This is a genomic window from Devosia oryzisoli (assembly GCF_014837245.1).
GTDB classification, from domain to species: domain Bacteria; phylum Pseudomonadota; class Alphaproteobacteria; order Rhizobiales; family Devosiaceae; genus Devosia; species Devosia oryzisoli.
The window spans coordinates 531,113-556,979 of sequence record NZ_JACYFU010000002.1; the positions used below are offsets into that span (position 1 = coordinate 531,113).

Consider the following 25,867-nt stretch of genomic DNA (forward strand, 5'->3'; position numbering starts at 1 on the left):
GGGCGCGCCTCAAGGTTTGTCGTGCTGCGATCAGCCGCGAATGGGCGAGATCTGGATCTCCACTCGGCGGTTCTCAGCCCGACCCGATTCGGTGGCATTCGAAGCGATGGGGGCGGTTTCACCCTTGCCTTCGATGTAGAAGCGGCGCTGGTCGATGCCCTGGTTGGCCAGAATAGTGGCCACAGCGACCGCGCGGCGCTGGCTGAGGGCGAGGTTGTAGGCGTCATCGCCCTGGCTATCGGTATGGCCATAGACGTCGACAATGGATTTGTCGAACTTCTTGAGAACGAGGGCCACGGAGACCAGGGTCTGGTTGAACTGCGGCTGCACGGTCGAGGAATCGGTGGCGAAGGTGATGCTGGACGGCATGTTGAGGATGACCTGGTCGCCCACGCGCGTCACGGAGACACCGGTCCCCTGCAACTGGGCGCGCAACTCGGCTTCCTGCTGATCCATGTAGTTGCCGATCGCCGCACCGCTCAGCCCGCCAACACCGGCGCCGATCAATGCGCCGACGCGCGGATCGCCGCCCACCGCCGCACCGACGATGGCACCGGCCACCGCGCCGCCGCCAGCGCCCAGCAGCGTGCCACCAGCCGTATTGGAGAGCTTCCCCTGGCCGGTATAGGGATCGATGGTGGTGCAGGCGCTTAGCGCAAGCGTCGCCGCAAGCGCGACAAGAACCTTGGATTTCATATGTATCCCCCTGAAGGATTCGAACGAAGCGGCTTGGTGCCCCTTCAATAAGGCAGCACCGTGATTACCCCATCATGCTGAATCCAAGATGAACGGCGTCCTGTCAGGCATTGGCCCAGCCGCCATCGACCAGAAAGTGCTGGCCGCTGATCATCGCGCTATCGTCTGCGGCAAGAAAGAGAGCCATGCGGGCGCAGTCCTCCGGCATGACGTGGCCCGATAGGGCCTGGTTCGCTTCAATTGCGGCCATGTCTTCCGAGGTCAGCCAAAGATCTAGCTGACGTTGCGTAATGACGGCGCCGGGCACCAGGGAGTTGGCGCGAATGCCGGAGCGGCCCAACTCGCGCGCCAGGGCGCGGGTGAGACCATGCACAGCCGCCTTGGCCGTTTCGTAAAGAGGTATGGATGGCGTCAGCACCATCCAGCTGATCGAACCGAAGGTGATGATGGAGCCCTTGCCTGCCCGTTTCATCCCCGGCGCGACCGCCTGGGCAGCAAAGAAGGCGTGCTTGAGATTGACCGCGAAGCGCGCATCCCAATCATCGGAACTAACCTCGGCCCAATCGTGCCTCTGGTCGTTTGCCGCATTGTTGATCAGCACGAGAGCATCGCCGTGCGCGGCCGCGAAACCGGCAATGGCTTTCTGATAGGCCGCGATGTCCGTCACGTCGCAGCGGGTGAAGCGGACCTGTTGCCCCGCCCCCGCAAGTTCCTCGGCAAGGGCCACGCCTTCGTCCTGGGCAATATCGACAAAGCCCACGCGAGCGCCCTGCGCTGCGAACGCACGAACGAGGGCCTCGCCAATGCCTGTTGCGCCACCCGAAATGACAACGGGACGGTCCTTGAGGCTTGGATAGGAAGCAAACAGCATCTGGCTCGACCTTGTTGATCGCCGCCATCGATACAAAGGGTCGCCGCCGGAGGCAAGGCGCGGGCAGTTTGGTGAAGTAGGCCTTTTCTCGGCAAACCGGTTGGCAGAGCCTTGCTCAGACCTTAGAATGGCTCTCAACTTTGCGGAGTGCGTCGTGGCGCACCAAGGAGTTAGCGCTTGGCGCGCGTCGAATTGACCTATGTCAAGGCGAGCGCGCTGCGCCTAGATAAGTCTCTACCGCACGCCGGGACCGCCGCCCGGCAACTGGCGCAGAAGGATCGGCCTCATGGACTATCGTGGAATTTTCGAGGACGCAGTGGATTCATTGCGTGCGGAGAAGCGGTACCGCGTGTTTGCCGATCTCGAAAGAATAGCCGGCCGGTTTCCCCGGGCGCTTTATCGTGACGATGCCGACAATCCGCGCGAAATCACCATCTGGTGCTCCAATGACTATTTGGGGATGGGGCAGCACGAAAAGGTTGTCCGCGCCATGCAGGAAACGGCCGGCAGCATGGGTGTCGGCGCCGGCGGCACCCGCAACATTTCGGGCACGAACCGGCCGCTCGTGGAACTTGAGCGTTCGCTGGCCGATCTGCACCGAAAGGAAGCGGCGCTGGTGTTCACCTCGGGTTTCGTGTCCAACGAAGCCGCCATCTCCACGATTGCCCGGCTGCTGCCTGACTGCGTGATCTTTTCGGACCAGCTCAACCACGCGTCCATGATCCAGGGCGTGCGCCAGTCCGGCATGGAAAAGAAAATCTTCCGCCACAACGACGTCGCGCATCTGCGCGAGCTCCTGAGCCAAATCGACCGCAAGCGGCCCAAGCTGATTGCCTTTGAGTCCGTCTATTCGATGGATGGGGACATTGCGCCGATCAAGGAAATCTGTGATCTCGCCGAGGAATTCGGCGCCCTCACTTATATCGATGAAGTGCATGCCGTCGGAATGTACGGTCCGCGCGGCGGCGGCATTGCCGAGCGCGAGGGCCTGATGGAGCGCATCGACATCATCGAGGGCACGCTCGCCAAAGGTTTTGGCGTGATGGGCGGATACATCACCGCCAACCGGTCGATCATCGACGCGGTTCGCTCCTATGCTCCGGAATTCATTTTCACCACGGCGCTCCCGCCTGCTCTTTGTGCGGCGGCGCGCGCATCAATAGAGCATCTCAAGGGCAATGGCCAGGAACGGCAGATGCATCAGCGTCAGGCGCGCCTGACCAAGGCGATACTCGCCGATGCCGGACTGCCGGTCATGGACACCCCGACCCATATTGTGCCGCTGATCGTGGGGGACGCCCGGCTGGTCAAGGCCGCCAGCGATATGCTGATGGACAAGCACAATATCTACATCCAGCCCATCAACTATCCCACCGTCCCCAAGGGAACGGAGCGCCTGCGCATCACGCCGACACCGCTGCACACGGACGAGATGGTCTTCGAGTTGCGACACGCCCTGGTCAGCGTCTGGACAAGTCTGGAGTTGCCGCGCGACGTCGCCGATCCTGCACTGACAGCCAGCAAACTGACGAGCGGCGACCTGACGCTGCCCAGTCTTGGAGGCTAGCTCCGCCTTCCGGTGCCGAGCTTTTCTAGTGCGCAGGTGAAAACCCGGCCTTTGCGCCAAAGTCCCTGCCCTTGGCAAGGCGCTTAGAGGCGACACTGAGACTGCCCCAAGTTCCGGCAGCCCTGGACTGCGTTGCGCGGGCTATCCCGTCAAAGCGATGCGGACGAGATCAGCGGTGTTCCGAGCGCCGAGCTTTTGCATAATACGCGCCCGATGCACCTCCACCGTGCGCGGAGAGATTCCGAGTTGGCGCGCGATCTCCTTGTTGGCCTGGCCGGTCGCAATCAACTGCAACACCTCGGTTTCCCGCGGCGTCAGGGCGAAAGGGGCGGACGGCCCCTGCCGTTCAGTCCGGGGCAGCAGACCCGAGTGGTTCTCCCGGATAGCTTCACGAACGATATCAAGAAGATTCTCGCCGTCCACCGGCTTGCTCAGAACGTCCAGGGCGCCGAGCTTTACGGCGGTGATTGCCAATTCGACGTTCGGTGCGTCGCTTAACATGACCACTATGGCCGCAGAACGCAGAGCCTTTAGCCGTCGCAGCAGAAGAATGCCGCTCTCTTCGCCAATCTGTAGGTTGATGATCGCGATCTCCGGCCGACGCCGGTCCAGCATGCCCAGGAACTGGGCACTGCTGTTGGAGAACGAGGTGCGGAAGCCCTCGACCCGGAACAGCACGCTCAACACCTCGCAAGTGGGCAGATCGCCATCGCAGATATGGACCAGAAGATCCCGATGAACATGAGAAAGAAAATAGGGTTCAGTATTCAATCTGCCATAGCCCCCAAAGCATCAGCGTGATCGATCGATTAAAATAGTCTTCGAATGGAGATGTGCAGCGCCCGCAATTTCGTGAACAGACGCGAGTAAATTGCCTTATGGCCACTAACGGGTCGATCTTACTACTGCGTAAGCTTGATTACGTACTCCGCAACGCCGCCACTCATGTCACCACCATAGAGACTATTATCCTGACGAAAAGGACCAATGTCCTAAAAACCTCAGTATCCGTACGAATTTATTCCTAGATTTTCGACGTGTGTCAAGTGTGTTAGATACCCTGACCCCCAAGAAAAGTTCAGGAGCGCTGTGCTCGCAGCGCGTCCCGAATCTCAGTGAGGAGCACTTCTTCCCGGCTGGGAGCCGGCGTCGCCTGAACAGGCTCTTTCGCGGCTTGCCGCTTCATCGCGTTGATCCCTTTGACCACCGCGAAGAGCACCAAGGCGATGATCAGGAATTTGACTACCGCATTGATAAAGAGGCCGATATTGAGGGTTGCAACGCCCGCCTCCTTGGCAGCAGCCACCGAGGGAACGGCGACGTTGTCAGGATTGGACAGCACAACGAACAGGTTCGAAAAGTCTATGCCGCCGATCAAAAGGCCGATCAGCGGCATGAATACGTCATCGACGATGGATGACACGATGGCCCCGAACGCGGCGCCAATGATGACGCCGATCGCCAGGTCGATCATGTTGCCCTTGACTGCGAAGTCTCGAAATTCTTTGAACACGCTCATGTTTTGCCCCTTCCTCTGGAACGGGCGGCCGTCTCCTCCGGACGGCGCCCAAGGGCACGATTGCCGAGCTCGAAACGAAAAGCAATGGTCCATCGAACAGCTTGCGCTGCCCCCTGCCGCAGCCGATAAACGAGCAGACCTGCCCGCGTTCAAAGGCACCTTCGTTGCACCCGCTTGAGCTCAGTGCCGCTGTCGTCGATGCGATCGACCATATCCCACAGGGATTGGCCGTCTTCGACGCCGGTCTTCGCCTGGTCAGCGCCAACAAAAGCTATGTGACGCTGCTCGGCCTGCCCGAGGAGTTGTCGCGTCGCGGCTGCCCGCTGTTCGATATGGCGCTCTTCCTAGCAGAACGTGGCGATCTGGGGCCGGGCGACACCACCGAGCTCGCAGCCGCGCGGTTGAATCAACTGACCGCAAAGTCCACTAGTCTTAGCCAGAGGCGGGGCGATGCAGGACAGACTTTCGAGTTCTATTCCAGCCGGTTGCCGGACGGCGGATTGGTCGTCAGCTTTGCCGATGTGACCAGCCGGGTGCGGGCGGAACGCGAACTCGAGCGGGTCAACCAGAACCTTGAGGGACGGGTCCAAGAACGGACAGCGGCGTTGCGCCGTGTCAATTCGGAGCTAGAGATCGCGCGCGCCAAGGCGGACGCCGCCAACCACGACAAGACGCGGTTTCTTGCAGCCGCCAGCCACGACCTGCTCCAGCCGCTCAACGCGGCCCGCCTCTACACGTCCACCCTCATCGAGCGAGCCAAGTCGACCGCTTTTGCCGAGTTGGCCAATTCCATCGAGGCATCCCTGACGGCGGTTGAAGACATTATGTCGGCGCTCCTCGACATTTCCCGCATCGATTCGGGAGCCCTTAAACCCGCGCCAGCGCCGGTCCTGGTGCAGGAATTGCTCAAGAAGATCGAGGTAGAGTACGCGCCCCTTGCGCGGGAGAAGCAGATCTCGCTGCGCCTCGTGGCAAGCCGCAGTACCGTATTGGTCGACCGGACGCTGGTCGGACGCATCGTGCAGAACCTGGTCTCGAACGCCATCAAATACACCCCTGAAGGTGGGAAGGTCCTGGTCGGCGTGCGCCGCCGCGGCGCCAGGCTGCGCCTCGACGTCATCGATACCGGCATCGGCTTCAACCGCGATCAGCACAGGCTGGTGTTCGCTGAATTCTCGCGCCTTGAACGCGGCGCGCGTATGGCCCAGGGTTTGGGACTGGGATTGTCGATCGTCCAGCGACTCGTGGCTGCCCTTGGCCTTGCACTTGAACTGGACAGCCGTGAAGGCGTCGGGTCACGCTTTTCGCTTTTTCTGCCGCTGGTGCGCCAGGCGCGGCTTCAGCAGCGCCCCATCGTACCGCCGACAGAGGCCACTTTCGGAGTGGCGGGGCTCAAGGTGCTCTGCGTCGATAATGAGCGTGCCATTCTTGAGGCGATGGAGGGCCTGTTGGGCCATTGGGAGTGCGACGTGCGCACGGCCCTCTCGCTCAAGCAGATCGATCGTGAGCGGCTGCTCGAAGGCTGGTACCCGGACCTTGTGCTGATGGACTACCACCTGGATCAGACCTCCGGCCTCGATGCGATCGAGTGGCTCCGGCACAATCTGGGAGGGCACTTGCCAGCAGCCCTGGTTACGGCGGACCGAAGCCCCGCCGTGCGCGCGCTGGCCGAGGACCGCGGCATTGCGGTGGTTACCAAACCAGTGAAGCCCGCTGCCCTGCGTGCCACCATCAGCGGACTGGCCAGCCAAAGCAGACGACCGGCGATGCGCCGCGTCTAGCAGGCACAGTTGTGTGCCGCCTCGACAGCTCGGCGCATCCAGAGCGATGGTATGCGATGGGAGACGCACAAGGAGCGACGGATGACCTGGCTTCCCGATTTCGATCCCATCGCCGGCGACAGCAAGAGCTGCGATGCACTTGATCTGGTGGTCGTCCCCCGGACGCGCGATCTTGGCGGTGGCTTTGCCGTCCGACGCGCCCTGCCGCATGGCAAGCGTCAGATGGTGGGGCCCTTTATCTTCTTCGACCAGTTCGGCCCGGTGCAATTTCTGGCGGGACAGGGCATGGACGTCCTTCCGCATCCCCATATCGGCCTCTCCACGGTTACCTACCTGTTTGACGGGCACATCACCCATCGCGACAGCCAAGGAAATGTGCAGGACATCCAGCCCGGCGCCATGAACCTCATGACGGCCGGTCGCGGCATCGCCCACTCCGAGCGGACACCTGCGGTAGAGCGATCAGCACCGCACACCATGCTGGGCCTCCAGAGCTGGATCGCCCTGCCCCAGGGTCAGGAGGAAATCGACCCGAGTTTTCAGCACTTCGGTTCGGAGATGCTCCCGACCATAACCGATACAGGCATTTCGGCCCGCATCATCGCCGGGTCAGCCTTCGGCTTGGCGTCCCCCGTCAAGACGGTCTCGGACTGGTTCTATGTCGAGGTCAACCTTGCGCCCGGCCTCAGCGCACCGCTCGATGCCGACCACGAGGAGCGCGCCATCTATGTCGTGGACGGAACCGTAGCCATCGCAGGCGAGGCGTTCGAAGGACCGCGCCTCCTGGTGTTTCGCCCAGGCGATCGGATCACCGTGACGGCCCTGACACCGGTGCGGATGATGTTCCTGGGCGGCACCGCGCTTGAAGGCCCACGCTACATCTGGTGGAACTTCGTGTCCTCGAGCCGGGAGCGGATCGAACAGGCCAAGGAAGACTGGAAGCAGGCACGGTTCGGCCCCGTGCCCGACGAAGCCGAGTTCATTCCGTTGCCGGAAAAGAGCTATTGAGCGCTGGCTCGACTGAACCCGTCCGGGGTCCGTCAGGCCTTGTTGCCACCGGAGTGACGCGAGGCATGCGGCTCCAGCCGTCGAGAGCGGCAGAGCTTCGCTGCTTCGATGGCGGCCCGCGGGGCCGGAACCGATCAGATCAAAGGGCAGCGTCAGCCGCCGCGCCAGTCGGGTTCGTGGCTTTCGGGGAGGCCGTAGAACTTGCGCACCACCGCCCAGCCCTCCTCGGCCGTGTCGACCACGGTAAAGAGTTCAGGATCGGTAGGCGCGATGGTCCCCGCCTCGGCCAGCGCCTCGAGATTGATCACCTTGGTCCAGAAGTCCGCCCCGAAGAGCAGCACCGGCACACGTTCCATGCGGCCCGTCTGGATCAGCGTCAGAGTCTCGAAGAACTCGTCGAGCGTGCCGAAGCCGCCAGGAAACACGGCAACCACTTTCGCGCGGATGAGGAAATGTATCTTGCGGGTCGCAAAATAGTGGAAGTTGAAGCTGAGATCGGGGGTGACATAGACATTGGGTGCCTGCTCGTGAGGCAGGACAATGTTGAAGGCGATCGAAGGTGCGCCCATGTCCGCAGCGCCCCGGTTGCCGGCCTCCATCACCCCCGGTCCGCCCCCGGTGACCACCACGTATTCCTTGAAGTCCGTGGTTGCCGACGTCTGCGCGGCCAGTTGCGCAAACCGGCGGGCCTCCTCGTAGTAGCGCGAGGCCTGCTCGAGGTTGCGCTTTTGCGTTTCGTTCTTGGCCGCCCAGGCCGGCTTGCCGGGCTCGGGGATACGCGCGCCGCCGAACAGGACGACCGTTGACGTGATCCCATGCTCGCGCAGCCGAAACTCGGGCTTGAGGTATTCGAGCTGGAACCGGATACCGCGGGTGTCTTCGGAGGTGAGGAAGTCATCATCCGCGAAAGCCAGTCGATAGGCCGGGTTCTGCGTCTGCGGGGTCTGCGGCGCCTTTTTGGATGCAGCGATATCCTCGCTGGAGGTGCGCAGCCGTGTCGGATTACGTCTAGCCAAGAATTCCTACTCCCAGGGCGTACAGGAGAGTGCGTTGGGCGTGTACGCCTCAGCGGCAATACCGATAGTCTTGGGACTGGGCAAGCGCGGTGGGCGTTCCCCTCATGCCTTACCGCCCTGGCGGATTTCTCCGCGCTGCTGCAGGCGTGCGGCCACTGCGCTGCACAGAAGCGCCCATGCAGCGCCGAGGCACCAACCGGCCAGCACGTCGCTAGGATAGTGCACGCCCATGTAGACGCGGCTCGATCCGACGACCAGGGTGAGCAGAATGGCCAGAACGTAGCAATAAATGCGCAGGACACGCGTTGGCGCCAAGCGCGCCAGAAGGGCACCAACCGTGAGAAAGGTCACGGCGGAAAGCATGGCGTGACCGCTGGGAAAGCTGGCGGTGAACTGCTGCGACATTGTCGTAAGGTCGGGCCGCGGGCGGTTGTACCCCATCTTGAGGAGCGTACTTATGGTCGTTCCCCCCAGCACGGACACGATGATCAGCAGGGCCTCCGCCCGCAGGCGACACAGAACAAGATAGATGCACAGGCCGACCACGATCAGTCCAAGCAGCGAAAAGCTGCCCAGGGACGTGATATCGCGCGCCATTTCATGCAGCCACATTGGCCCGACGAGGTGTTCCACGTTGGTGGGGTCGCGAAACATCATCAGAATTGCCGTGTCGAATGCCTTTGTTTCGCCCTCCGTCACCTCGTCGGCAAGCGAAAGGAAGGCAAGCACGAGCCCGCTCGCCACGGCGATTGAAGCCAGCAGCCACGCTTCGCCGGTCACGAAGCCCAGAATTCGGCGGTAGGGGGAAGACTGACGCAATTCGTCGAACATCAAACGCTCCAGATTTTGCACAAGCAACGTCTCCGGCGTCCAGACGTTGCCTATGCCGAACCGCCGCTCCGGACCAAACCATGACCGAAACGCGCTACCACGTCATCCTCAACGCCAATTCCGGCACTGCCCATGCCCTCGGTGTCACCGCCGAGTCCCTTGGTGAGCTCTTCAACGCCCACGGTCTCTATCCCGTCATCGACGCCGATTCCGACCGCCCCTTTCTGGAGCGCGTTGCGGAGGCCGTGCGCAGCGAAGCGCAGGTTGTCGTGGCGGCCGGGGGTGACGGCACGACTACAGCGCTTGCCGAAGCCTTGATGGGCACTGGCAAGCATCTCGCCATTCTGCCCCTGGGCACGTTCAACGCGGTAGCCCGCGACCTCCATGTCCCGCTCGATCTCCCAGGCGCCGTGGCCGCTCTGGCCCATGGCACGAGCCAAAATATCGACGTTGCAGAGGTCAATGGCCGCGTCTTCCTGCAGAAGGTGGTCATCGGCCTTATCCCTGGTCTTGCCGCGGGGCGCGAGCACCTGCGGGGGCGGGAGACGGCTGGCGCCAAGATTGCCTTTATGCGCTACATCTTCCGCCGACTGGCTCGGGCAAGACGGATCGCCGTCGCCATTGAGCCGAGTAACGGCCCACGCCGCGTGCAGCGCGTTCAGGCGATGGCAGTGGCCTGCAACGCCTACGACGAGGGCTTGGGCAAATTCTTCTCGCGCAAGAGCCTCGACCGGGGGACGCTGACCCTCTACATCCTGCGTCACCTGACGGCCCGTGATTTCCTCCGGCTCCTCGTGGGGATGTTTCTCGGCCGCTGGCGCGACTACGAGGCTCTTTCGATGGAAAGCATCAGGACTGTGCGGATAGATTCGCACAAACCGCTCATCAAGGTGATGCTGGACGGGGAGGTGATGACGTTGCAGACCCCCCTGGATTTCACCGTGCGGCCCAAGGCCCTCTCGGTCATCGTCCCGGCGGAGGCAGCCGACCCGGCGGTGGCGGCATGAAGATCGTCCACATTTCCGACCTCCATTTCGGGCACCACGATCCGGAACTCGCCAGAGGCTTCGCACGGGATATCAACGCACAGAAGCCGAACCTCATCGTGGCGAGCGGCGATTTCACCCAGGTGGGAACCAAGGACGAGTTCGAGCAGGCGCGGGAGTTCCTCGACAAGCTGGAGGCGCCAGTCTTTGCAGTGCCGGGCAACCACGATGTGCCGGCCGTCAATTTCCTACGCCGCTTCATCGATCCCTACGGCCTCTACAAGCGGTACATCGCTGACAATCTGGAGCCTTTCCTGGAGATGGAAGGCGTAGCGCTCCTCGGCATGCGCACGTCACGCCGGGCGCGCCTTGAATGGAACTGGGGCCATGGCACCATTTCCCGCAGTCAGCTCGAGGACCTGGAGGAACGCTTCAGCCACGCCTCGACAAATGCCGTGCGCGTGATTGTGGCGCACCATCCGCTGCTGTTTCCCACCGAGCCCATGGTTCAGAAGACCAAGCGGGTGAAACGCGCCGACAAGGCCCTGGAGACATTTTCGCAACTTGGTGTGCGGCTTGTGCTCTCCGGACACTTTCACCTCTCTTACGTGCGGAAGCACGAGCCGCGGTCGGCGGGACGAGAGGGGCAACCGAGCGGTCTCAGCAAATCCACAGTTGCTCCCATTCTTGTCGCGCAGGCCTCTTCGGCCATCTCTACGCGGCTGCGGGGGGAGCCCAATGCCTACAATCTCATCGACATTGGTGACATGATCACTGTCACCGTCCGTGAATGGCGCGACGATGGCTGGTACACACGCGACAAGGCAACCGAGCCCATCTGACCAAAACAGTGCCGCCGCTCCCGCCTGGGTCTTGCATCGTGCCCACAGAATCCGCATATAGCGCTCGGGAGGTTGGTGCGGACGTGTTCCTCGCCAACCGGGTCAGGTCCGGAAGGAAGCAGCCCCAACGAGATCCTCACGGGTCGTTGCCAGCCTCCTTTTTCATTTCCTGTTCGTATCCGCAGTTTCGGGCAGCAAATCCGCCTAGGTGTTTTGCAGCCGAAAGCGCCTTGTCCTATGATCCGGACATGACTGCAGCGTTCATCTTCAGGCACCTCAGGGGAGAGCAGCATGGCTGATACTCAAAGCTCGCCCTACGTCGTGCTGGCTCGCAAATATCGCCCGCGCGACTTCTCCACGCTCGTGGGGCAAGACGCAATGGTGCAAACGCTGGGCAATGCCTTTGCCCAGAACCGGATACACCACGCCTACATCCTTACCGGCGTGCGGGGTGTGGGCAAGACGACTACCGCGCGCATCTTGGCTCGCGCCTTCAACTACGAAAACGAAAGCGGCCGCCGGCCGACACTCGACCTTTCCGTGGAAGGCACGCATTGCCGCGCCATCATCGAAGGCCGTCACGTGGACGTGGTGGAGATGGATGCCGCGTCCAATACCGGCATCAACGACATCCGCGAGATCATCGATTCGGTGAAGTACGGGCCGGTTTCGGCACCCTACAAGGTCTATGTGATCGACGAGGTGCACATGCTCTCGACGGCGGCCTTCAATGGGCTGCTGAAGACGCTCGAGGAGCCGCCGCCTTACGTGAAGTTCATCTTCGCGACCACCGAGATCCGGAAGGTGCCGATCACCATCCTCTCGCGGTGCCAGCGGTTCGACCTCAGGCGCATTCCGGCCGACGTGATGGGCGACTATCTCGAGACGATCCTGGGGCACGAGAACATTGATTTCGAGGCCGACGCCCTGGCCATGATCGTGCGCGCGGGCGAGGGTTCGGCGCGCGACAGCCTGTCGCTGCTCGACCAGGCGATTGCCCATGGGGGCGGCACGGTCACCGCCGCGACGGTCAAGGCCATGCTGGGCCTCGGGGACAGGGCGCGCGTCATCGACCTGTTCGAAGACCTCATGGCCGGCCGCATCGCAGAAGCGTTGACGGCGCTGCGCGAGCTTTACGACCTGGGCGCCGATCCGCAGACGCTGTTGGCCGACCTTGCCGAGTTCACCCATCTCGTTACCCGCATAAAGATCGTGCCGGCCGCGGCGGACGACGCTTCGCTCACACCCGACGAGCGCAGCCGCGGCGCAGACCTGGCGCAGCGCCTGCCGATGCGGGGGCTGACCCGGGCCTGGCAAATTCTCTTCAAGGGCAACGAGGAAACTGCGCGCGCGGCCAATGCGCTGCAGGCGGCGGAAATGACGCTGATCCGCCTCGCCTATGCGGCGGACCTGCCCAGCCCGGACGAGGTCATCGGCAAGCTGACGCAGCAGGGACAGTTGCCCTCTGGATCGGCGACGCCGGCCCTGCCGCACCGCGGCGGTTCGGGCGGTGGGGCGTCGGCGATGCGGGCCGAAGCACCGCGACCCATCGCAGTGCCCGACGCTGCGCCGCCCGTTCCGGCGTCCCGGCCGCAAGCCGTGGTGCAGCCGGCGCTGGCGACGGTGGCCAGCTACAAGGACCTCATTTCCCTTGCTGCTGCCAAGCGCGATGTGCTGGTCAAGCTGGCGCTGGAATCGCAGATGCGACCGCTGTCGTTCGAACAGGGGCGCATCGAAGTCGCCCTGGCGGACGGGGCCGATCCCAACATCATCGGGACGCTTTCGGCGCGCCTCCAGACCTGGACGGGCGAACGCTGGCTGGTCATGGTCAGCACCAAGCCCCCTGAAGGGCTCACCCTGCGCCAGGAGGCCGAGCAGCGAAAGCGTGCCGAGGCCGCTGCCGCGCACGACGACCCGCTGGTGAAAGCCATCATGGAGGCCTTTCCCGGCGCCAAGCTTGTCAACGTTACGGTGCGCGACGATGACGCTGCGCTCCCCGAAATTGCACCGCCCCCGAGCGAAGAGGACGACGAATGAAAGACATCATGGGCATGATGAAGGCCGCCAGCGAGATGAAGGGCAAGATGGAGGCCATGCAGGCCGAGCTTGCTGAACTCGTGGTCGAGGGCAATTCCGCAGCGGGCATGGTGCGCGTGTCGCTCAGCGGCAAGGGGGAGATGCGTGGTCTCAAGATCGATCCCAGCCTCGTCAAGGCCGACGAGGTGGACGTGCTTGAGGACCTCGTTATCGCCGCCTACAATGATGCCCGTGGCAAGAGCGAGGCGGAAATGCAGCGCAAGATGTCGGAAGTCACCGCCGGGCTGCCTATCCCGCCGGGCATGAAGTTTCCCTTCTAAAGCCGATCCCATGGCCCCTTCCCCGGACAGGCTCACGACGGAGGCTCGTGAGTTTCGAACCATGGTGCGAGCGCGATGGTGAGCCTGGCGAACCCCGAGGCGTGACGACGTGCCCAACGGCGGACCCGAGATTGAGCAATTGATCCAGCTTCTGGCACGCCTGCCGGGGCTCGGCCCGCGCTCGGCCCGGCGCGCCGTGCTGCACCTGATCAAGCGCAAGGAACAGTTGATGATCCCGCTCTCGGCGGCGCTGGATCGCGCGGTGGCCGCGGTTCGCACCTGCGAGGTTTGCGGCAATGTCGACACCGCCAGCCCCTGTTCGATCTGTGCGGACCCTCGCCGGGGGGAGAGCGGCATCCTGATCGTCGTCGAAGACGTTGCGGACCTTTGGGCGCTGGAGCGCGCGGGGGTTGGGAACGTCCGATACCATGTTTTGGGTGGTGTGCTCTCGCCACTGGATGGCATCGGCCCCGATGATCTTCATTTGGATGGGCTGATCGAACGAGCGCCTGCCTATGGCGAAATCGTGCTGGCAATGAATGCCACTGTGGAGGGGCAGACCACCGCGCACTACATTACCGACAGGCTGGCAGGAACGGGAATAAAGATCACCAGACTCGCCCACGGCGTTCCCGTCGGGGGCGAGCTCGATTACCTGGATGAGGGCACTCTGAGCCAGGCCTTGAAGGCCCGCACGGCTCTCTAGTGCATGTCGTGACGGAACTCCTCACTTCCCTGCCAGACATTGTCGTCATCGACAGGGCCATCCTCGTCATCCGCGAAGAGCTCTTCGTCCTCGCCGGTCAAGGCTGAACGCGCGTCGACGTCATCCGGCGCCAGAGTATCGAGGTGATCGTCCGGATCGATCACCGCCTCCGGTGCCAGTTCGGCGTTGTTGTCGGCGGTCTGTGAGTCCCCGCGCAACTCGTCCAGGGCTCGATCGATTTCGGCCAGCATGTCCCGGCCATCCTGACCCCCAAAGTCCCCACTCGCGCGCGCCTGCATTTCTGCACGGATTTCAGAGAGCCTCTGGATGCGGTCCTCGACCGAGCGTTCGCTCGAATAGAGCAGGTCATCGATCTCGTTCTGGCTATAGGGATTGGACAGCCCCGGCTGGTCGACGGCATCGTAGCTCCCATCCTGGGAGATGATGCTGTCGGAATTGTCGTGTTGCTGAACCATGGTCCGGCTCCCGTTTGCACGTTCAAGGTCTCCTGAGCAACGCAGAGTAAGCGATGCGGTTCAGGGGGTGGAACGATTGTGAAGACGCTGTCATTTCCAAGCGCAGTGTTCGCACCGCGATGGAGATGGGAATGGCGTTCCGCAAGGGCTCGAAGGTGTCGTGGACGTGGGGCGCCAGCACCGCCTCGGGCAAGATCGTGGAGCGGTTCACCGAGCCGGTGACGCGCACCATCAAGGGGACCGAGGTCAAGCGCGAGGCCAGCACCAAGGAGCCGGCCTACCTGATCGAACAGGAGGATGGCGACAGGGTCCTCAAGAGCCGCAGCGAACTCAGCGCCGCCTGAGCTCAGGCGAGGTCGCCGGGGTCCTCGTTGACGAGGCGCAGCTTGGGCTGCTCGTCGCTGCCCCCATCCCAGTTTGCCGGGATGGACTTGCTGGACTTGGCGCCGAGATCGCGCAGCATCTCGACCTGTCGAACCACATTGCCGCGGCCCGAGGTCAGCTGCCCCTTGGCCGCCTCGAAGCTGGTCTGTGCCTTGGTGAGATGGCCGCCGAGCTTGTCCATGGTGTCGAGGAAGCCAGCCACCTTGTCGTAGAGCTGCCCCGCCCGTTCGGCGATTTCCTCGGCGTTCTGGTGGCGCTTTTCGATGTCCCAGACATTGCGGATGGTGCGCAGCACCGTCATCAGCGTGGTGGGCGTCGTCAGCATGACGCCCTTGCTCATGCCGAATTCGACCAGCTTGGCGTCGTTCTGGATGGCGGTGGCCAGTGCCGATTCGATGGGCACGAACATCATCACGTAATCGAGGCTGGACCTGGCCGCACGGTGATAGGTCTTGTCGCCCAGGGTGGTGATGTGACCGCGCACCGAGGCGATGTGGGCGCGCAGGTGCTGGTCTCGGTCGGCGTCCTCGCAGTTCACGAAGGCTTCGAAGGCGGTTAGCGAGACCTTCGAATCGATCACCAGCACGTCCCCGTTGGGCATGCGGATTTCGACGTCGGTGCGAACGCGCTGGCCATCCTCGCCAGTGTGGCTCTGCTGGGTGATGAACTGTTCGCCCTCGCGCAGGCCCGACTGCTCGAGGATAGTGGAGAGGATCATCTCGCCCCAGGCACCCTGCGTCTGGGAATTGCCCTTGAGCGCGCGGGTGAGGTTCTGCGCCTCGGTGGTGATCTGCAGATTGCTTTCGGCCAGCGCGCGGATGCGTTCGCCCATGGCAGAGCGATCTTCGAGAAGATTGCGATGAAACTCGCCGATCTTTTCCTGCAGCGGCTTGAGCAGCACGTCGACCTGCTCGCGGTTCTGCTTGGAGAAGGTTTCGCTATGGCTGCGCAGGACATCGCCGGCTATCGCCTTGAACTCGTCGGTCATCTGCTGGCGCGCCTCGAGGAAGCGCTTGAGGTTGATTTCGTTCTGCCGCGCCTGCTCGTCGAGCCGCGTGCGCATGGCGGCCAGTTCGGCCTGCAGTTCGGCGCTCCGTTCGCGCTCCCCGGACAGTTGCGTCGCGCCCCGTTCGCGTTCGGCGGCAAGGGACGCGTCGAGTTCGCGGATGCGCTGGTCGCGCCCGGCGATCTGCTCGAGAAAGTTGGCGCGCAACTGGTCGGCAGCGGCCTGCGCCGCCCCGGCAGCGCGCGACGCCCCGGACCGGGTGACGACAATCAGCACGATCGAGAGCAGCAGCACCATCGCCAGACAGGCGCCGGCAAGGGCCAACGGCAGGGTGATCGGGGTGTTTCCGATGGTGAAGAGCACAGTGTCCATGTGTCCCTTCTAGACCGATTCGGCTGTTCACAGAATGTTCCGGGAAACGCCCTGTGGTTGACCGGGCGCGGTTAAATACCATATCGAGTGGACAATCCTTTCCTGCCGGACTTTCCCCCATGGCCGTACGCCCGATCCTGATTATTCCCGATGCCCGCCTGCGCGCCGTCGCCGACCCCATCATCGAGGTTGACGCGGAGATCAAGGCGCTGGCCAAGGATCTGCTGGACACCATGTACGATGCGCCGGGCATCGGCTTGGCTGCCACGCAGATCGGGGTGATGAAGCGCATCGTGGTGATGGATCTCGCCGGAGAAGGCGAGACGCCCGACCCGCTGGTCATGATCAATCCCGAGATCATCCATTTCGGCGAGCAGATGCAGGTGACCGAGGAAGGGTGCCTGTCCATTCCCGAACTCTACTACGAGGTGGAGCGGCCGAACGAGGTGACGGTAAAGTATACCGACCTCGACGGCAAGGAAGTGACCAAGAAGGCCGAGGGCAAGCTGGCCGTCTGCATCCAGCACGAACTCGACCATCTCGATGGGGTGCTCTACATCGACTATCTCAGCCGCTTGAAGCGCGACCGCGTGATCAAGAAGTTCGACAAGGCGGCCAAGCGCGCTGCGGGATAACGCGGCGAGTTCCGGTCCATCCGCTCCTCCGTCATCACCGGGCTTGTCCCGGTGATCCATGCGATGCCCAGAGTGGATTGCCCGGACAAGCCGGGCAATGACGATGGCGGGGGCATCGAAGCGTAGCAAGGGTGCGATATGCGCGTTGTTTTCATGGGGACGCCGGAATTTTCCGTGCCGACGCTGACCGAGATCGTGTCGGCCGGGCACGAGGTGGTGGCGGTCTATACGCGTGCGCCAAAGCCGGCCGGCCGGGGCCAGGGCGAGCGCAAGAGCCCGGTGCACGGGGCGGCGGAGCGTTTCGGGATTCCCGTATTCACGCCGCGCTCGCTCAAGGGCGAAGCCGAGCAGCAGCAATTTGCCGCGCTGGGTGCCGAGGTCGGCGTAGTGGTGGCGTATGGCCTGATCCTGCCGCTGCCCATACTCGATGCCCCCGAGCAGGGGTGCCTTAACCTCCATGGTTCGCTGTTGCCACGCTGGCGCGGCGCCGCCCCGATCCAGCGGGCGGTGATGGCCGGCGACCGGCAAACCGGGCTCGTGGTGATGCGGATGGACGAAGGGCTCGATACCGGGGCCATGGGACCGACCGAAATCATCCCTATCGGACCGGACATGACGGCGGGCGAACTGCACGACCAGATGATGCGGCTGGGCGCCGACCTGATGGGCCGGGCGCTGGCGGCGCTGGAGCGGGGAAGCCTCGAATTCACGCCGCAGCCGGAGGATGGCGCGACCTATGCCAGCAAGATCGAGAAGGCCGAAGCCCGGCTCGATTTTTCTCAAAGCTCGCAGGACGTTCACAACCGCATACGGGGGCTCTCGCCCTTTCCGGGGGCGTGGTTCGAGCTTGAGCTGGGCGGCAAGCGCGTGCGGATCAAGGCGCTGCGCTCGACGCTGGCCGAAGGGTCGGCCGCCCCGGGCATGCTGCTCGCCGGGGGGCTGACGATTGCCTGTGCGGATGGCGCGGTGCGGCTGACGCAGGTGCAGCGCGAGGGCAAGGGCGTCATGGATGCCGCGACGTTCCTGCGGGGCGCAGGCCCGCTTCCCGACCAGATTGCCTGATGGCACGCTTCAAGCTCATCATCGAATATGACGGAACCCCGTTCTGCGGCTGGCAGCGGCAGAGCGAGCGGATGAGCGTTCAGCAGGCGCTGGAAGAGGCGATTGCGCGGTTTTCCGGGGAGACGGTGACGACGCAGGCGGCCGGCCGGACGGATGCTGGGGTGCATGCGCTGGGCCAGGTGGCGCATTTCGACCTCGGCAAGGATTGGGATCCGTTCCGGGTGCGCGAGGCGCTCAACTATCACCTTCGGTCCTATCCGGTGGTCGTGGTCGAATGCCAGGCGGTGGGGCAGGATTTCGAGGCGCGGTTTTCGGCGACGGCGCGGCATTACGAATACCGCATTCTCAACCGGCGGGCGCCGGCCGCGCTCGAGCGCAACCAGGTGTGGCATGTGCCCAAGCCGCTCGATGCGGCGCGCATGCACATGGCGGCGCAGACGATCCTGGGATTGCACGACTTCACCACGTTCCGCTCCTCGGAGTGCCAGGCCAAATCGCCCCTGCGCACCTTGGACCGGTTCGAGGTGAGCGGGGATAACGAGGTGATCTCGATCGTTGCGAGCGCCCGCAGTTTTCTGCATCATCAGGTGCGCTCGATGGTCGGCTCGCTCAAGCTCGTGGGCGAAGGCAAGTGGAGCCCGGCCGATTTCCGCGCCGCGCTCGATGCGGCTGACCGGCGGCGCTGCGGGGCGATGGCACCCGCCAGCGGGCTCTACCTCACCGGCGTCGACTATTAGGGCATCGGTGGGGGCGGAAGCATGATGGCCACCACCGCCAGCGCCAGGAAAACCCCGACGGCCTGAGACACGAACAGAAGCGCAATCTGCAGCGGCGACAGGGTGACGATGAAGCGCCCGATATTGACGAAGGTCAGGAGCGCGAAGATCGCCACGGCAGCCAGCACGAACAGGCCCAGCGGGCCGAAGAAGGTCGAGATCAGCAGCAGGACGGCCGACACCAGCGTCACCCAGTTGGACGCCACGAGGTAGGGCACGAGGCCATCCTGCCGGCCCATCTGCCGCAAGACGATATAGGCCATGCCAGCTTGGGCGGCAAAGAGGACCAGGTTGATCAGGATCGATTGCGTGGCGGCGCCCTGCGGCACGGGCAGGCCCAGCAGCAGGGGCCCGAAGCCCGCCAGCAGCATCGCGATCAGCACCGCGATGAAACTGCCGATGAGGCCGCGCTGGGAAAAATCGAAATAGGCCGAGGCCTCACGCCGGCCGACGACCAGCGCCCAGCAGCCGCGGACAGCGCTGGAGAGCTCTTCGAAGAAGGGTTGTTGCGGCTGTGCCAAGGGTCGGTCTCGTCTCAGGGGGCGGGCGCGGCCACGGGGCCGGTAAGCATGTAGAGAATCAAAGGCATACCCACAAGAAGCACCAGCGTCAAAACCGCAAACGCCGCGGCAACCCCGATCGGCCAGCCGGCGGCGGCGCGGCCGAGCCGGAACAGCAGGATAACAAGGCCCAGCCAGAGGAGGATCAGCAGCGGTCCGCCGAACATTGAGAGGGCGATGCCGGCCACGAGATAGAAGATCAGGGCATAGACGCCCGGCACCAGCGTATCGAGCACCGGGCGGCCGGACGGAACGGCCAGCCGGGTACCGTAAGTGGCGGCGAAGAGGGCGACGAGCGAGAGCGCCTGCACCAGCATGGCGGCGACAAAGCCCCAGAGCGCGGGCACGCCGACGCCGAGCGAGGCCAGGGCAATGGCAAGGAACGCCAGCACCGCAAAAAGCGCGATGGCCGAGGAGAGGCCGGCCGGGGTGCGGTGGAAATGGTCGGCCCAGGTGGGGTCGCCCCGGACGATGCCGACCCAGCCCGCCACCGCCTCGCGCAGCAGGTTCAAGGATTTCACGAGTTCGCTCCGGCGAAATAGCGCTCAATGAAGGTGCGGTAGATGGCGGTGAGGCCCTCCAGGTCGCTGAGGGCGATCGATTCGTCGGCCTTGTGCATGGTGGTCCCGACAAGGCCGAATTCGACGACGGGGCCATAGGCGGCGATGAAGCGGGCGTCGGAGGTGCCGCCGGCCGTGGAATGCTTGGGGCGCCGGCCGGTGACCGCTTCGATGGCGTCGCCCAGCGTTTCGATATCGGCGCTGAGCGGCGAGAGGAAGGCGCGCGAGGGGCGGCCGGAGATATCGAAGGCCACCATTGTGCCGCGGGCGTCGACCGAGGCGATGCGCTCCTCGATCCGGGCGGCGAGCGTCTGCGGCGTCCAACCGTCATTGTAGCGGATGTTGAAGCGCAGGGTGCCGCTGGCGGGGATGACGTTGGACACGGGATTGCCGACGTCGATGCTGGTCAGCTCGAGATTGCTAGCGGGGAAGTGGGCGTTGCCGCCGTCGAGCGGACGGCTGCTGAGGGCGGTGGCGATGGCGGCGAGCACCGGCAACGGGTTGTTGGCCTTGTGGGGATAGGCGACGTGGCCCTGCGAGCCGGTGACGGTGACCTTGCCCGAGAACGAGCCCCGGCGGCCGATCTTAATGCTGTCGCCCAGAGTTTCGGCGGAACTTGGCTCGCCCACGATGGCGAAATCGAAGCCGTGGCCCTTCTCTGCCATCCAGCGCACGAGCTTTTCCGTGCCGTTGATGGCGTCGGCTTCCTCGTCATTGGTGATGGCGAGTTGGATGGTGCCGGCGTCGGCCGGGATGGCGGCGCAGGCGGCGACGAAGGCGGCGATGCCCGATTTCATGTCAGCGGCGCCACGACCGAAAACGCGGCCATCGGCTTCGCGCGGGGTGAACGGATCGGTGGTCCAGGTGGCAACATCGCCGGGCGGCACGACGTCGGTGTGGCCGGCGAACAGCAGGCGGCGCCCCCCCTGCCCTCGCGTGGCGAAGAGATTGTCGACCGGGTAGGAGCCATCGCCATCGAAGCGGAGGCGGGTGACGGCGAAGCCGACGGCTTCAAGTTCGGTCGCGAGCAGATCGAGCGCCCCAGCCTCGTCGGGCGTGACCGAAGGGCAGGCGATGAGGCGGCTCAGCAGGTTTTTGGGGTCGAGGCTCATGGATGGTCCCGTTCAGCGCGCCAGAGGATCGGGGCCATAGGCATTGTCGCCGCGGGTGCCAGCCAGGAACCCCAGTTGCACCAGCAGCACCAGCGCCCAGATGGAGACGACCAGGCCCAGCGCGTTGATGATACCGCCGCCGATGCCGACGAGGGCAAAAAGCTGGCTGAGAAGATTGAGCGCGGTGAAGGCCATGACGTCGTAGCCGGCGCTCCCCCGATCGTGCCGCCGCTTGACGGCGATGGCGAGCCAGGGACCGACCAGCAGCAGCGAAATCAGGAACGAGACGACCGGCGAAGGCGCGGCGCGGAAGCCGGTGAAGTCGGTGCGGATGCCGTTGATAACAGAGTAGCCGTCACGACTCTCCGTCATGCCGAAGCCGAGCCAGAGGGCGAGGGCGGACAGGATTGCGGTCGCCAGGAATAGCAGCAGCACCCCGAGCCAGAAGCGGCCGCGGCCGATGCGACCGGCAAAGCTGAGCAACAGGAACCGGAGGCTGGCCATTCCGCTCAATCGCGCAGGAGGTCGTTGATGCCAGTCTTGGAGCGGGTCTGGGCGTCGACGGTCTTGACGATGACGGCGCAATAGAGGTTCGGGCCCGGCGTGCCGTCGGGCAGCGGCTTGCCGGGGAGCGAGCCGGAGACGACGACGGAATAGGGCGGCACCTTGCCGATGTGCACTTCGCCGGTATGGCGGTTCACCACCTTTGTGGAGGAGCCGATGAAGACGCCCATGGAGATGACGGAGCCTTCCCCGACCACGACGCCCTCGACGATCTCGGAGCGGGCGCCAATGAAGCAGTTGTCCTCGATGATGGTGGGGCCGGCCTGCAGCGGCTCGAGCACGCCACCGATGCCGACGCCACCCGAGAGGTGCACATTCTTGCCGATCTGGGCGCAGGAGCCGACCGTGACCCAGGTATCGACCATGGTGCCTTCATCGACGAAGGCGCCGAGATTGACGAAGCTGGGCATGAGGATGACGTTTTTGGCGATATGGGCCGACTTGCGCACGATGGCGCCCGGCACGGCGCGGAAGCCGGCGTCGCGCCAGTGATTCTCGCTCCAGCCTTCGAACTTGGTGGGCACCTTGTCCCACCAGGTGGAGCCCTGCGGCCCGCCGGTTATGGGCTGGTTGTCGTTGAGGCGGAAGGACAGCAGCACGGCGCGCTTGAGCCACTGGTTGACCTGCCAGGCGCCATCGACCTTTTCGGCCACCCGCGCCTTTCCGCTGTCGAGCAGATCGAGCGCCTCGTTCACCGCGTCCCGCACTTCCCCTTTGGTCCCCAAATTGACCTCGGCGCGGTTTTCGAAGGCGGCGTCGATGATCTGGGCGAGCTGGGCGTGCGACATGGAGGGTCCTCTCTTACGTAGCCGGGACCATAACGGGGGCAAGCCCAGTGTCAACGGGCGCGTGGCGCGACGGCGTGGCAGCGCCTTGGATCACGGCGGCCATCCCAGAACCTTCGCCGAATTGGCGCTGACGAGCGAAGCTGTCCAGTCATGTCACCGGGCTGTCAGGCGAAGCATGGTACGGGTTGGATATCGAAGCTTCAACGCAAGGAGAGCTCTCATGATCAAAGCAGCAACCGTAGCCGTGGTGGCCGCGCTTTTGGCAACGTCCGCCGCCGTCGCCGATCCCGGCACCAACAAGGGTGGCGGCAAGCATTACGAACTGGTGGATGGGACGAGTTTCACCAATGCCGGTGCCATGCTCCAGCACCTGCGCGACCGGGACAATGGCTACGCGTCGGGCAATCCGAAGGACATCGTGGAGGCCTATCCGGAAGAGTTCGAGAACGTGGGCGATCTCATCCATCAAAAGCGCGTCGACTAGGGTCTTGGGGCGGCGATCATTGCCGCCCCGCTTCCGAACCCGGAGACAGCCATGCCCGCCTCGCGCACCCGCTACGTATTGGACGAAGCCATCGGCCGGCCGCAGGACTGGTCTTTCAGCTGGGAGCTGAAAGATGACGTTACCTTCGGCACCACCTGCCAGTTCTGCAGGAAGAACCAGCAGCGGATCAGTTACGAGGTCCAGCGCGCCGATGAGCGCCGCTGGATTTGCCAGAGATGCGCTGGCCGATACGATCTCGGTGGGGTGTTGAACGGCGTTGCGGTCGATCAGATGACTATTCGCGCCACCTTGCACGATTGCACCGAGCGGCAGAAACTGCGCACCTGCCTCGACGTCATCCGCAGGTGCATCGATAGGTCGGATGATCCAGCCGTGCTTGAGGCAGCGCTGCATTTCGACCGGAACCTGCAACTGTCCCCGCTCCACGCGGCGTCCATGTTTTTCCTGCTGGCGACGCTTCCAGAACGGATCGACCCACGTATTTTCGAGATCCAGACCCGCAGCCGTGCGCACAAGCAGGAGTTCGGCGCGCTGGGCCTTGCTGCCCGAGCCTTGGTCTGGCCGGCCTTGACCCCGCTACAGCAGCGGGGCCTGAGCGCCCTCGGATTTGGCCCCAGAGCGCGAGCCAGTATCCGCTCCAAAGCCGCTCCTGCCGCCGATCGGCTGGCTGCTCATTAATGGAGCGTGCCGGCGGACTGGCAGACCCAGGCCTCGCACCTTGCGCAGGGAGGCCTAGTCGGCGGCGGGATAGACGCCCAGAATACGGAACCGGTCGGTGAAGAAGCCGAGTTCCTCGAAGGCGTTCTGGACGCTCTGGTCGTCGGGATGCCCCTCGATATCGGCGTAGAACTGAGTGGCGGTGAAAGCGCCGCCGACCATGTAGCTTTCCAACTTGGTCATGTTGACGCCATTGGTCGCAAACCCTCCCATGGCCTTGTAAAGGGCCGCCGGCACGTTGCGCACGCGGAAGATGAAGGTGGTTTTCACCTTGCCCGTGTTTGCGGCCCGCTTCTCAGTGGGCGAGAGGACGAGGAAACGGGTGGTGTTGTGGTCGGCGTCCTCGATGTTCTCTGCCAGCACGTCCAGCCCATAGATTTCGCCGGCAAAGCGCGACGCAATCGCGGCGACATTAGGATCACCCTTCTGGGCAATCTCGCGAGCCGATCCGGCCGTATCGACTGCGTTGATGGTGCGGAAACCGTGCTGCGAAATGAACTTGCGGCACTGGCCGAGAGCCACCGAAAGGGATTGGACCGCCTCGATGTTCTCGAGCTTGGCCCCCGGAACACCGAGCAGCGTCATCTCGACGCGCAGATACGTTTCCCCAACAATGAAGAGACCGCTTTCGGGCAGCAGATGGTGGATGTCGGTGATCCGTCCATAAAGAGAGTTTTCCACCGGAACGACTGCGAAATCGGCGCGGCTGGACTGAACTGCGGCCAACGTTTCCTCGAAGGTGACGCAGCCCATGACCTCCTCGCCCGGGAACACGTTGGCGGCCGCTGCATGGCTGAACGCGCCGGGTTCGCCCTGGAAGGCAATCTTCTTGGTCATGGGTCTGGTCCACGGTGAGGGTGGCGCGGTTTTGGCGCGGGTGGGGGGCGGTGTCAATGTGACAGAGGTCTCGCGGCGCCGTTCAGTGAGCCATCAGAGCTGCCACCCTACGGGACACTCCTGCCATTCGAGCATAGCTCTCATGGCCTTCTCGCCTAAAATCGCTCCACCGGAGCGATTTCCCCTGCGGGGCGGCCGTGCCACTCAAGCATAGCTCTCATGGCCTTCTCGCCTCAAATCGCTCCACCGGAGCGATTTCCCCTGCGGGACGGCTCGAAGTGTCGCACCGGTGGATTGCCCTGTTGCCCTCCAAGGGGCTAGCGACTATCTTCCGCCCGCGTCGGGCTGGCCGGTTGAGGCCGATTTACCTATTGTGCAGGGCAAATCGAGATTGCGGCCGGCCTGGAATTCGTCCACTGGGGATGGACCGGCAGAGAGTTTCACATGGATTCGTTCGAGCTAAACAAAATTCTAGGCGCCGTCCTCGGCACCCTGTTGTTCGTGATGGGTGTCGGCTTTCTGGCCGAAGCCATCTACCACCCGATCGAGGACCGGGGCCCCGGATACGCCCTGCCCGAGCCCGAAGTCGCCGAAGCCGGCGCGCCGGTTGAAGCAGCTCCGGAAGTTGCCTTGGGAACGCTGCTCGCTGCCGCCAGCGCCGATCGCGGTGCCTCGGCCGTGCGCAAGTGCCAGTCCTGCCACAACTTCGGCGAGGGCGAGCCCAACAAGACCGGCCCGCATCTTTACGACGTCGTCATGCGCCCCGAAGGCTCGGTGCCGGACTTCGCCTATTCCGACGCGCTCAAGGAGCACAACGCCAATGGCGACGTGTGGACCTACGAGAACCTCAACGCCTTCCTGACCAGCCCCAAGGACTATGCCCCGGGCACCAAGATGACCTTTGCCGGCGTTAAGAGCCCCGAGGAACGCGCTGACATCCTGGCCTACCTGCAGACCCTGTCGGCCGACCCAAAGCCCTTCCCCGAGCCTGACGCGGCTGCGCCCGCTGAAGGCGAGGCTGCACCGGCTGACGGCGAAGCCGCACCGGCAGATGATGCTGCGGCCGCCCCCGCCAATGACGCGGCCCCGGAAGCGCCGGCGCCTGCAGATGCCGTGGATGCCGGCACTAGCCCGGCGGCCGTCGCGCCCGCCGACAGTGCTGTTGCCCCCGAGGCGACCACCACTGTCGAAACCCCGACAACCACACAGAGTGAAACGCCCGTCGTCGGCACTCCCGCCGCGGGCGGTGACGCCGGTGCTGTGACGCCGTCGACTACCTCGACCACGCCGCCGCAATAAGGCTGGCCCGCTACAGTTTGCCAAGGGCCGCGCC

Annotated in this window: 29 protein-coding genes and 1 other RNA gene; 16 read left to right on the top strand and 14 right to left on the bottom strand. The window is 63.9% G+C overall.

Translation table 11 applies throughout. The features are described 5' to 3' along the window. Positions 1–30 precede the first annotated feature (30 nt). A complete protein-coding gene (locus IC608_RS09265; protein WP_191774748.1) occupies positions 31–696 on the bottom strand; it encodes a YiaD family glycine zipper/OmpA-like lipoprotein in 666 nt (221 codons plus the stop codon). A gap of 103 nt (positions 697–799) precedes the next feature. After that, positions 800–1,567 carry an SDR family NAD(P)-dependent oxidoreductase gene (locus tag IC608_RS09270; protein ID WP_191774750.1) on the bottom strand — a complete coding sequence of 256 codons (768 nt, stop codon included), beginning with the start codon at positions 1,565–1,567 and terminating at the stop codon, positions 800–802. A 286-nt stretch (positions 1,568–1,853) separates the two neighbouring features. On the opposite strand from IC608_RS09270, the gene hemA reads away from it, so the two are divergent. Next, on the top strand, positions 1,854–3,134 hold the full coding sequence (gene hemA, locus IC608_RS09275; RefSeq protein WP_191774752.1) for a 5-aminolevulinate synthase: 1,281 nt from the start codon (positions 1,854–1,856) through the stop codon (positions 3,132–3,134). Between the two features lie 141 nt (positions 3,135–3,275). Here the strand turns inward: hemA and IC608_RS18310 are convergent, their stop codons facing one another. Both IC608_RS18310 and mscL read right to left on the bottom strand, forming a co-directional pair. Continuing rightward, complete coding sequence (locus IC608_RS18310; protein WP_282567963.1) at positions 3,276–3,905, bottom strand: response regulator transcription factor; 630 nt, start codon at positions 3,903–3,905, stop codon at positions 3,276–3,278. A gap of 307 nt (positions 3,906–4,212) precedes the next feature. Beyond that, the gene (gene mscL, locus IC608_RS09285) at positions 4,213–4,647 is read right to left on the bottom strand and encodes a large conductance mechanosensitive channel protein MscL (RefSeq protein ID WP_345890886.1); all 435 of its coding nucleotides are present in this window, start codon (positions 4,645–4,647) and stop codon (positions 4,213–4,215) included. 170 nt (positions 4,648–4,817) lie between these two features. Between mscL and IC608_RS09290 the strand changes: the two genes are divergently transcribed. Then, positions 4,818–6,434, top strand: a complete 1,617-nt coding sequence (locus tag IC608_RS09290; RefSeq protein ID WP_191774756.1) for a hybrid sensor histidine kinase/response regulator — start codon at positions 4,818–4,820, stop codon at positions 6,432–6,434. Positions 6,435–6,515: 81 nt separating this feature from the next. Continuing rightward, entirely contained in the window at positions 6,516–7,442 is a 927-nt protein-coding gene (locus IC608_RS09295; protein WP_191774758.1) for a pirin family protein, read from the top strand. Between the two features lie 152 nt (positions 7,443–7,594). On the opposite strand, the gene IC608_RS09300 is transcribed toward IC608_RS09295, so the two are convergent. Next, positions 7,595–8,458 (bottom strand): LOG family protein, encoded by an 864-nt coding sequence (locus tag IC608_RS09300; RefSeq protein WP_191774759.1) that lies wholly within the window; start codon positions 8,456–8,458, stop codon positions 7,595–7,597. A gap of 102 nt (positions 8,459–8,560) precedes the next feature. Next, positions 8,561–9,289 carry a phosphatase PAP2 family protein gene (locus tag IC608_RS09305; protein ID WP_191774761.1) on the bottom strand — a complete coding sequence of 243 codons (729 nt, stop codon included), beginning with the start codon at positions 9,287–9,289 and terminating at the stop codon, positions 8,561–8,563. Positions 9,290–9,369: 80 nt separating this feature from the next. Here IC608_RS09305 and IC608_RS09310 point away from each other — a divergent pair, with 80 nt between their 5' ends. The 6 genes from IC608_RS09310 to recR all read left to right on the top strand — a co-directional run bounded on the left by IC608_RS09310 (position 9,370) and on the right by recR (position 14,180). Beyond that, positions 9,370–10,296, top strand: a complete 927-nt coding sequence (locus IC608_RS09310; RefSeq protein WP_191774763.1) for a diacylglycerol/lipid kinase family protein — start codon at positions 9,370–9,372, stop codon at positions 10,294–10,296. Further along, a complete protein-coding gene (locus tag IC608_RS09315) occupies positions 10,293–11,117 on the top strand; it encodes a metallophosphoesterase family protein (protein WP_191774765.1) in 825 nt (274 codons plus the stop codon). The genes IC608_RS09310 and IC608_RS09315 overlap by 4 nt, the downstream gene beginning before the upstream one ends. Positions 11,118–11,182: 65 nt before the next feature. Beyond that, positions 11,183–11,280: signal recognition particle sRNA small type (gene ffs / locus IC608_RS09320), an RNA gene on the top strand. A gap of 128 nt (positions 11,281–11,408) precedes the next feature. Next, positions 11,409–13,154, top strand: a complete 1,746-nt coding sequence (locus tag IC608_RS09325) for a DNA polymerase III subunit gamma/tau (protein WP_191774767.1) — start codon at positions 11,409–11,411, stop codon at positions 13,152–13,154. Then, complete coding sequence (locus IC608_RS09330) at positions 13,151–13,474, top strand: YbaB/EbfC family nucleoid-associated protein (protein ID WP_191774769.1); 324 nt, start codon at positions 13,151–13,153, stop codon at positions 13,472–13,474. Before IC608_RS09325 ends, IC608_RS09330 begins: the two co-directional genes overlap by 4 nt. A gap of 109 nt (positions 13,475–13,583) precedes the next feature. Then, a complete protein-coding gene (gene recR / locus IC608_RS09335) occupies positions 13,584–14,180 on the top strand; it encodes a recombination mediator RecR (RefSeq protein ID WP_191774770.1) in 597 nt (198 codons plus the stop codon). Here recR and IC608_RS09340 read toward each other — a convergent pair. Next, positions 14,177–14,656 (bottom strand): hypothetical protein, encoded by a 480-nt coding sequence (locus tag IC608_RS09340; RefSeq protein WP_191774772.1) that lies wholly within the window; start codon positions 14,654–14,656, stop codon positions 14,177–14,179. The genes recR and IC608_RS09340 overlap by 4 nt on opposite strands. Before the next feature lie 131 nt (positions 14,657–14,787). On the opposite strand from IC608_RS09340, the gene IC608_RS09345 reads away from it, so the two are divergent. Then, positions 14,788–15,000: an HVA1 family protein gene (locus tag IC608_RS09345; RefSeq protein WP_191774774.1), complete on the top strand. Its 213-nt coding sequence runs from the start codon at positions 14,788–14,790 to the stop codon at positions 14,998–15,000. Positions 15,001–15,002: 2 nt separating this feature from the next. Here IC608_RS09345 and IC608_RS09350 read toward each other — a convergent pair whose 3' ends face one another. After that, positions 15,003–16,418 carry a DNA recombination protein RmuC gene (locus IC608_RS09350; RefSeq protein ID WP_191774776.1) on the bottom strand — a complete coding sequence of 472 codons (1,416 nt, stop codon included), beginning with the start codon at positions 16,416–16,418 and terminating at the stop codon, positions 15,003–15,005. A 119-nt stretch (positions 16,419–16,537) separates the two neighbouring features. On the opposite strand from IC608_RS09350, the gene def reads away from it, so the two are divergent. From def to truA, 3 genes are all read left to right on the top strand, one after another. Continuing rightward, a complete protein-coding gene (def, locus tag IC608_RS09355; RefSeq protein ID WP_191774778.1) occupies positions 16,538–17,053 on the top strand; it encodes a peptide deformylase in 516 nt (171 codons plus the stop codon). 138 nt (positions 17,054–17,191) lie between these two features. After that, positions 17,192–18,115, top strand: a complete 924-nt coding sequence (gene fmt / locus IC608_RS09360; RefSeq protein ID WP_191774780.1) for a methionyl-tRNA formyltransferase — start codon at positions 17,192–17,194, stop codon at positions 18,113–18,115. Next, a complete protein-coding gene (gene truA / locus IC608_RS09365; RefSeq protein ID WP_191774781.1) occupies positions 18,115–18,852 on the top strand; it encodes a tRNA pseudouridine(38-40) synthase TruA in 738 nt (245 codons plus the stop codon). Before fmt ends, truA begins: the two co-directional genes overlap by 1 nt. On the opposite strand, the gene IC608_RS09370 is transcribed toward truA, so the two are convergent. Genes IC608_RS09370 through dapD form a run of 5 tightly spaced genes read right to left on the bottom strand, consistent with a single transcriptional unit; the run spans position 18,849 to position 22,475 of the window. Beyond that, a complete protein-coding gene (locus IC608_RS09370; RefSeq protein WP_191774782.1) occupies positions 18,849–19,412 on the bottom strand; it encodes a hypothetical protein in 564 nt (187 codons plus the stop codon). The two genes, truA and IC608_RS09370, sit on opposite strands and share 4 nt — an antisense overlap. 14 nt (positions 19,413–19,426) lie before the next feature. Next, positions 19,427–19,972, bottom strand: coding sequence for a hypothetical protein (locus IC608_RS09375; protein ID WP_191774783.1), 546 nt, complete (start codon positions 19,970–19,972; stop codon positions 19,427–19,429). Next, complete coding sequence (gene dapE / locus IC608_RS09380) at positions 19,969–21,123, bottom strand: succinyl-diaminopimelate desuccinylase (protein WP_191774784.1); 1,155 nt, start codon at positions 21,121–21,123, stop codon at positions 19,969–19,971. Before dapE ends, IC608_RS09375 begins: the two co-directional genes overlap by 4 nt. A gap of 12 nt (positions 21,124–21,135) precedes the next feature. Next, positions 21,136–21,627 carry a DUF805 domain-containing protein gene (locus IC608_RS09385; RefSeq protein ID WP_191774785.1) on the bottom strand — a complete coding sequence of 164 codons (492 nt, stop codon included), beginning with the start codon at positions 21,625–21,627 and terminating at the stop codon, positions 21,136–21,138. Between the two features lie 5 nt (positions 21,628–21,632). Then, complete coding sequence (gene dapD / locus IC608_RS09390) at positions 21,633–22,475, bottom strand: 2,3,4,5-tetrahydropyridine-2,6-dicarboxylate N-succinyltransferase (protein ID WP_191774786.1); 843 nt, start codon at positions 22,473–22,475, stop codon at positions 21,633–21,635. Positions 22,476–22,695: 220 nt separating this feature from the next. Between dapD and IC608_RS09395 the strand changes: the two genes are divergently transcribed. Both IC608_RS09395 and IC608_RS09400 read left to right on the top strand, forming a co-directional pair. Beyond that, positions 22,696–22,959, top strand: a complete 264-nt coding sequence (locus IC608_RS09395) for a hypothetical protein (protein WP_191774787.1) — start codon at positions 22,696–22,698, stop codon at positions 22,957–22,959. A gap of 51 nt (positions 22,960–23,010) precedes the next feature. Further along, the gene (locus IC608_RS09400) at positions 23,011–23,658 is read left to right on the top strand and encodes a hypothetical protein (protein ID WP_191774788.1); all 648 of its coding nucleotides are present in this window, start codon (positions 23,011–23,013) and stop codon (positions 23,656–23,658) included. Positions 23,659–23,712: 54 nt separating this feature from the next. On the opposite strand, the gene IC608_RS09405 is transcribed toward IC608_RS09400, so the two are convergent. Further along, positions 23,713–24,534 carry a prephenate dehydratase gene (locus IC608_RS09405; RefSeq protein ID WP_191774790.1) on the bottom strand — a complete coding sequence of 274 codons (822 nt, stop codon included), beginning with the start codon at positions 24,532–24,534 and terminating at the stop codon, positions 23,713–23,715. Between the two features lie 444 nt (positions 24,535–24,978). Here IC608_RS09405 and IC608_RS09410 point away from each other — a divergent pair, with 444 nt between their 5' ends. Next, positions 24,979–25,833, top strand: coding sequence for a c-type cytochrome (locus tag IC608_RS09410; RefSeq protein WP_191774792.1), 855 nt, complete (start codon positions 24,979–24,981; stop codon positions 25,831–25,833). The last annotated feature ends 34 nt before the right edge of the window (positions 25,834–25,867 follow it).

Excerpts from the sequence above, each read along its gene's own strand:
- IC608_RS09265 (WP_191774748.1), bottom strand. The coding sequence starts at position 696 with ATGAAATCCAAGGTTCTTGTCGCGCTTGCGGCGACGCTTGCGCTAAGC.
- IC608_RS09270 (WP_191774750.1), bottom strand. The coding sequence starts at position 1,567 with ATGCTGTTTGCTTCCTATCCAAGCCTCAAGGACCGTCCCGTTGTCATT.
- hemA (WP_191774752.1), top strand. The coding sequence starts at position 1,854 with ATGGACTATCGTGGAATTTTCGAGGACGCAGTGGATTCATTGCGTGCG.
- IC608_RS09295 (WP_191774758.1), top strand. The coding sequence starts at position 6,516 with ATGACCTGGCTTCCCGATTTCGATCCCATCGCCGGCGACAGCAAGAGC.
- IC608_RS09305 (WP_191774761.1), bottom strand. The coding sequence starts at position 9,289 with ATGTTCGACGAATTGCGTCAGTCTTCCCCCTACCGCCGAATTCTGGGC.
- IC608_RS09310 (WP_191774763.1), top strand. The coding sequence starts at position 9,370 with ATGACCGAAACGCGCTACCACGTCATCCTCAACGCCAATTCCGGCACT.
- IC608_RS09315 (WP_191774765.1), top strand. The coding sequence starts at position 10,293 with ATGAAGATCGTCCACATTTCCGACCTCCATTTCGGGCACCACGATCCG.
- IC608_RS09325 (WP_191774767.1), top strand. The coding sequence starts at position 11,409 with ATGGCTGATACTCAAAGCTCGCCCTACGTCGTGCTGGCTCGCAAATAT.
- IC608_RS09330 (WP_191774769.1), top strand. The coding sequence starts at position 13,151 with ATGAAAGACATCATGGGCATGATGAAGGCCGCCAGCGAGATGAAGGGC.
- IC608_RS09340 (WP_191774772.1), bottom strand. The coding sequence starts at position 14,656 with ATGGTTCAGCAACACGACAATTCCGACAGCATCATCTCCCAGGATGGG.
- IC608_RS09345 (WP_191774774.1), top strand. The coding sequence starts at position 14,788 with ATGGCGTTCCGCAAGGGCTCGAAGGTGTCGTGGACGTGGGGCGCCAGC.
- IC608_RS09350 (WP_191774776.1), bottom strand. The coding sequence starts at position 16,418 with ATGGACACTGTGCTCTTCACCATCGGAAACACCCCGATCACCCTGCCG.
- def (WP_191774778.1), top strand. The coding sequence starts at position 16,538 with ATGGCCGTACGCCCGATCCTGATTATTCCCGATGCCCGCCTGCGCGCC.
- fmt (WP_191774780.1), top strand. The coding sequence starts at position 17,192 with ATGCGCGTTGTTTTCATGGGGACGCCGGAATTTTCCGTGCCGACGCTG.
- truA (WP_191774781.1), top strand. The coding sequence starts at position 18,115 with ATGGCACGCTTCAAGCTCATCATCGAATATGACGGAACCCCGTTCTGC.
- dapE (WP_191774784.1), bottom strand. The coding sequence starts at position 21,123 with ATGAGCCTCGACCCCAAAAACCTGCTGAGCCGCCTCATCGCCTGCCCT.
- IC608_RS09385 (WP_191774785.1), bottom strand. The coding sequence starts at position 21,627 with ATGGCCAGCCTCCGGTTCCTGTTGCTCAGCTTTGCCGGTCGCATCGGC.
- dapD (WP_191774786.1), bottom strand. The coding sequence starts at position 22,475 with ATGTCGCACGCCCAGCTCGCCCAGATCATCGACGCCGCCTTCGAAAAC.
- IC608_RS09395 (WP_191774787.1), top strand. The coding sequence starts at position 22,696 with ATGATCAAAGCAGCAACCGTAGCCGTGGTGGCCGCGCTTTTGGCAACG.
- IC608_RS09400 (WP_191774788.1), top strand. The coding sequence starts at position 23,011 with ATGCCCGCCTCGCGCACCCGCTACGTATTGGACGAAGCCATCGGCCGG.
- IC608_RS09405 (WP_191774790.1), bottom strand. The coding sequence starts at position 24,534 with ATGACCAAGAAGATTGCCTTCCAGGGCGAACCCGGCGCGTTCAGCCAT.
- IC608_RS09410 (WP_191774792.1), top strand. The coding sequence starts at position 24,979 with ATGGATTCGTTCGAGCTAAACAAAATTCTAGGCGCCGTCCTCGGCACC.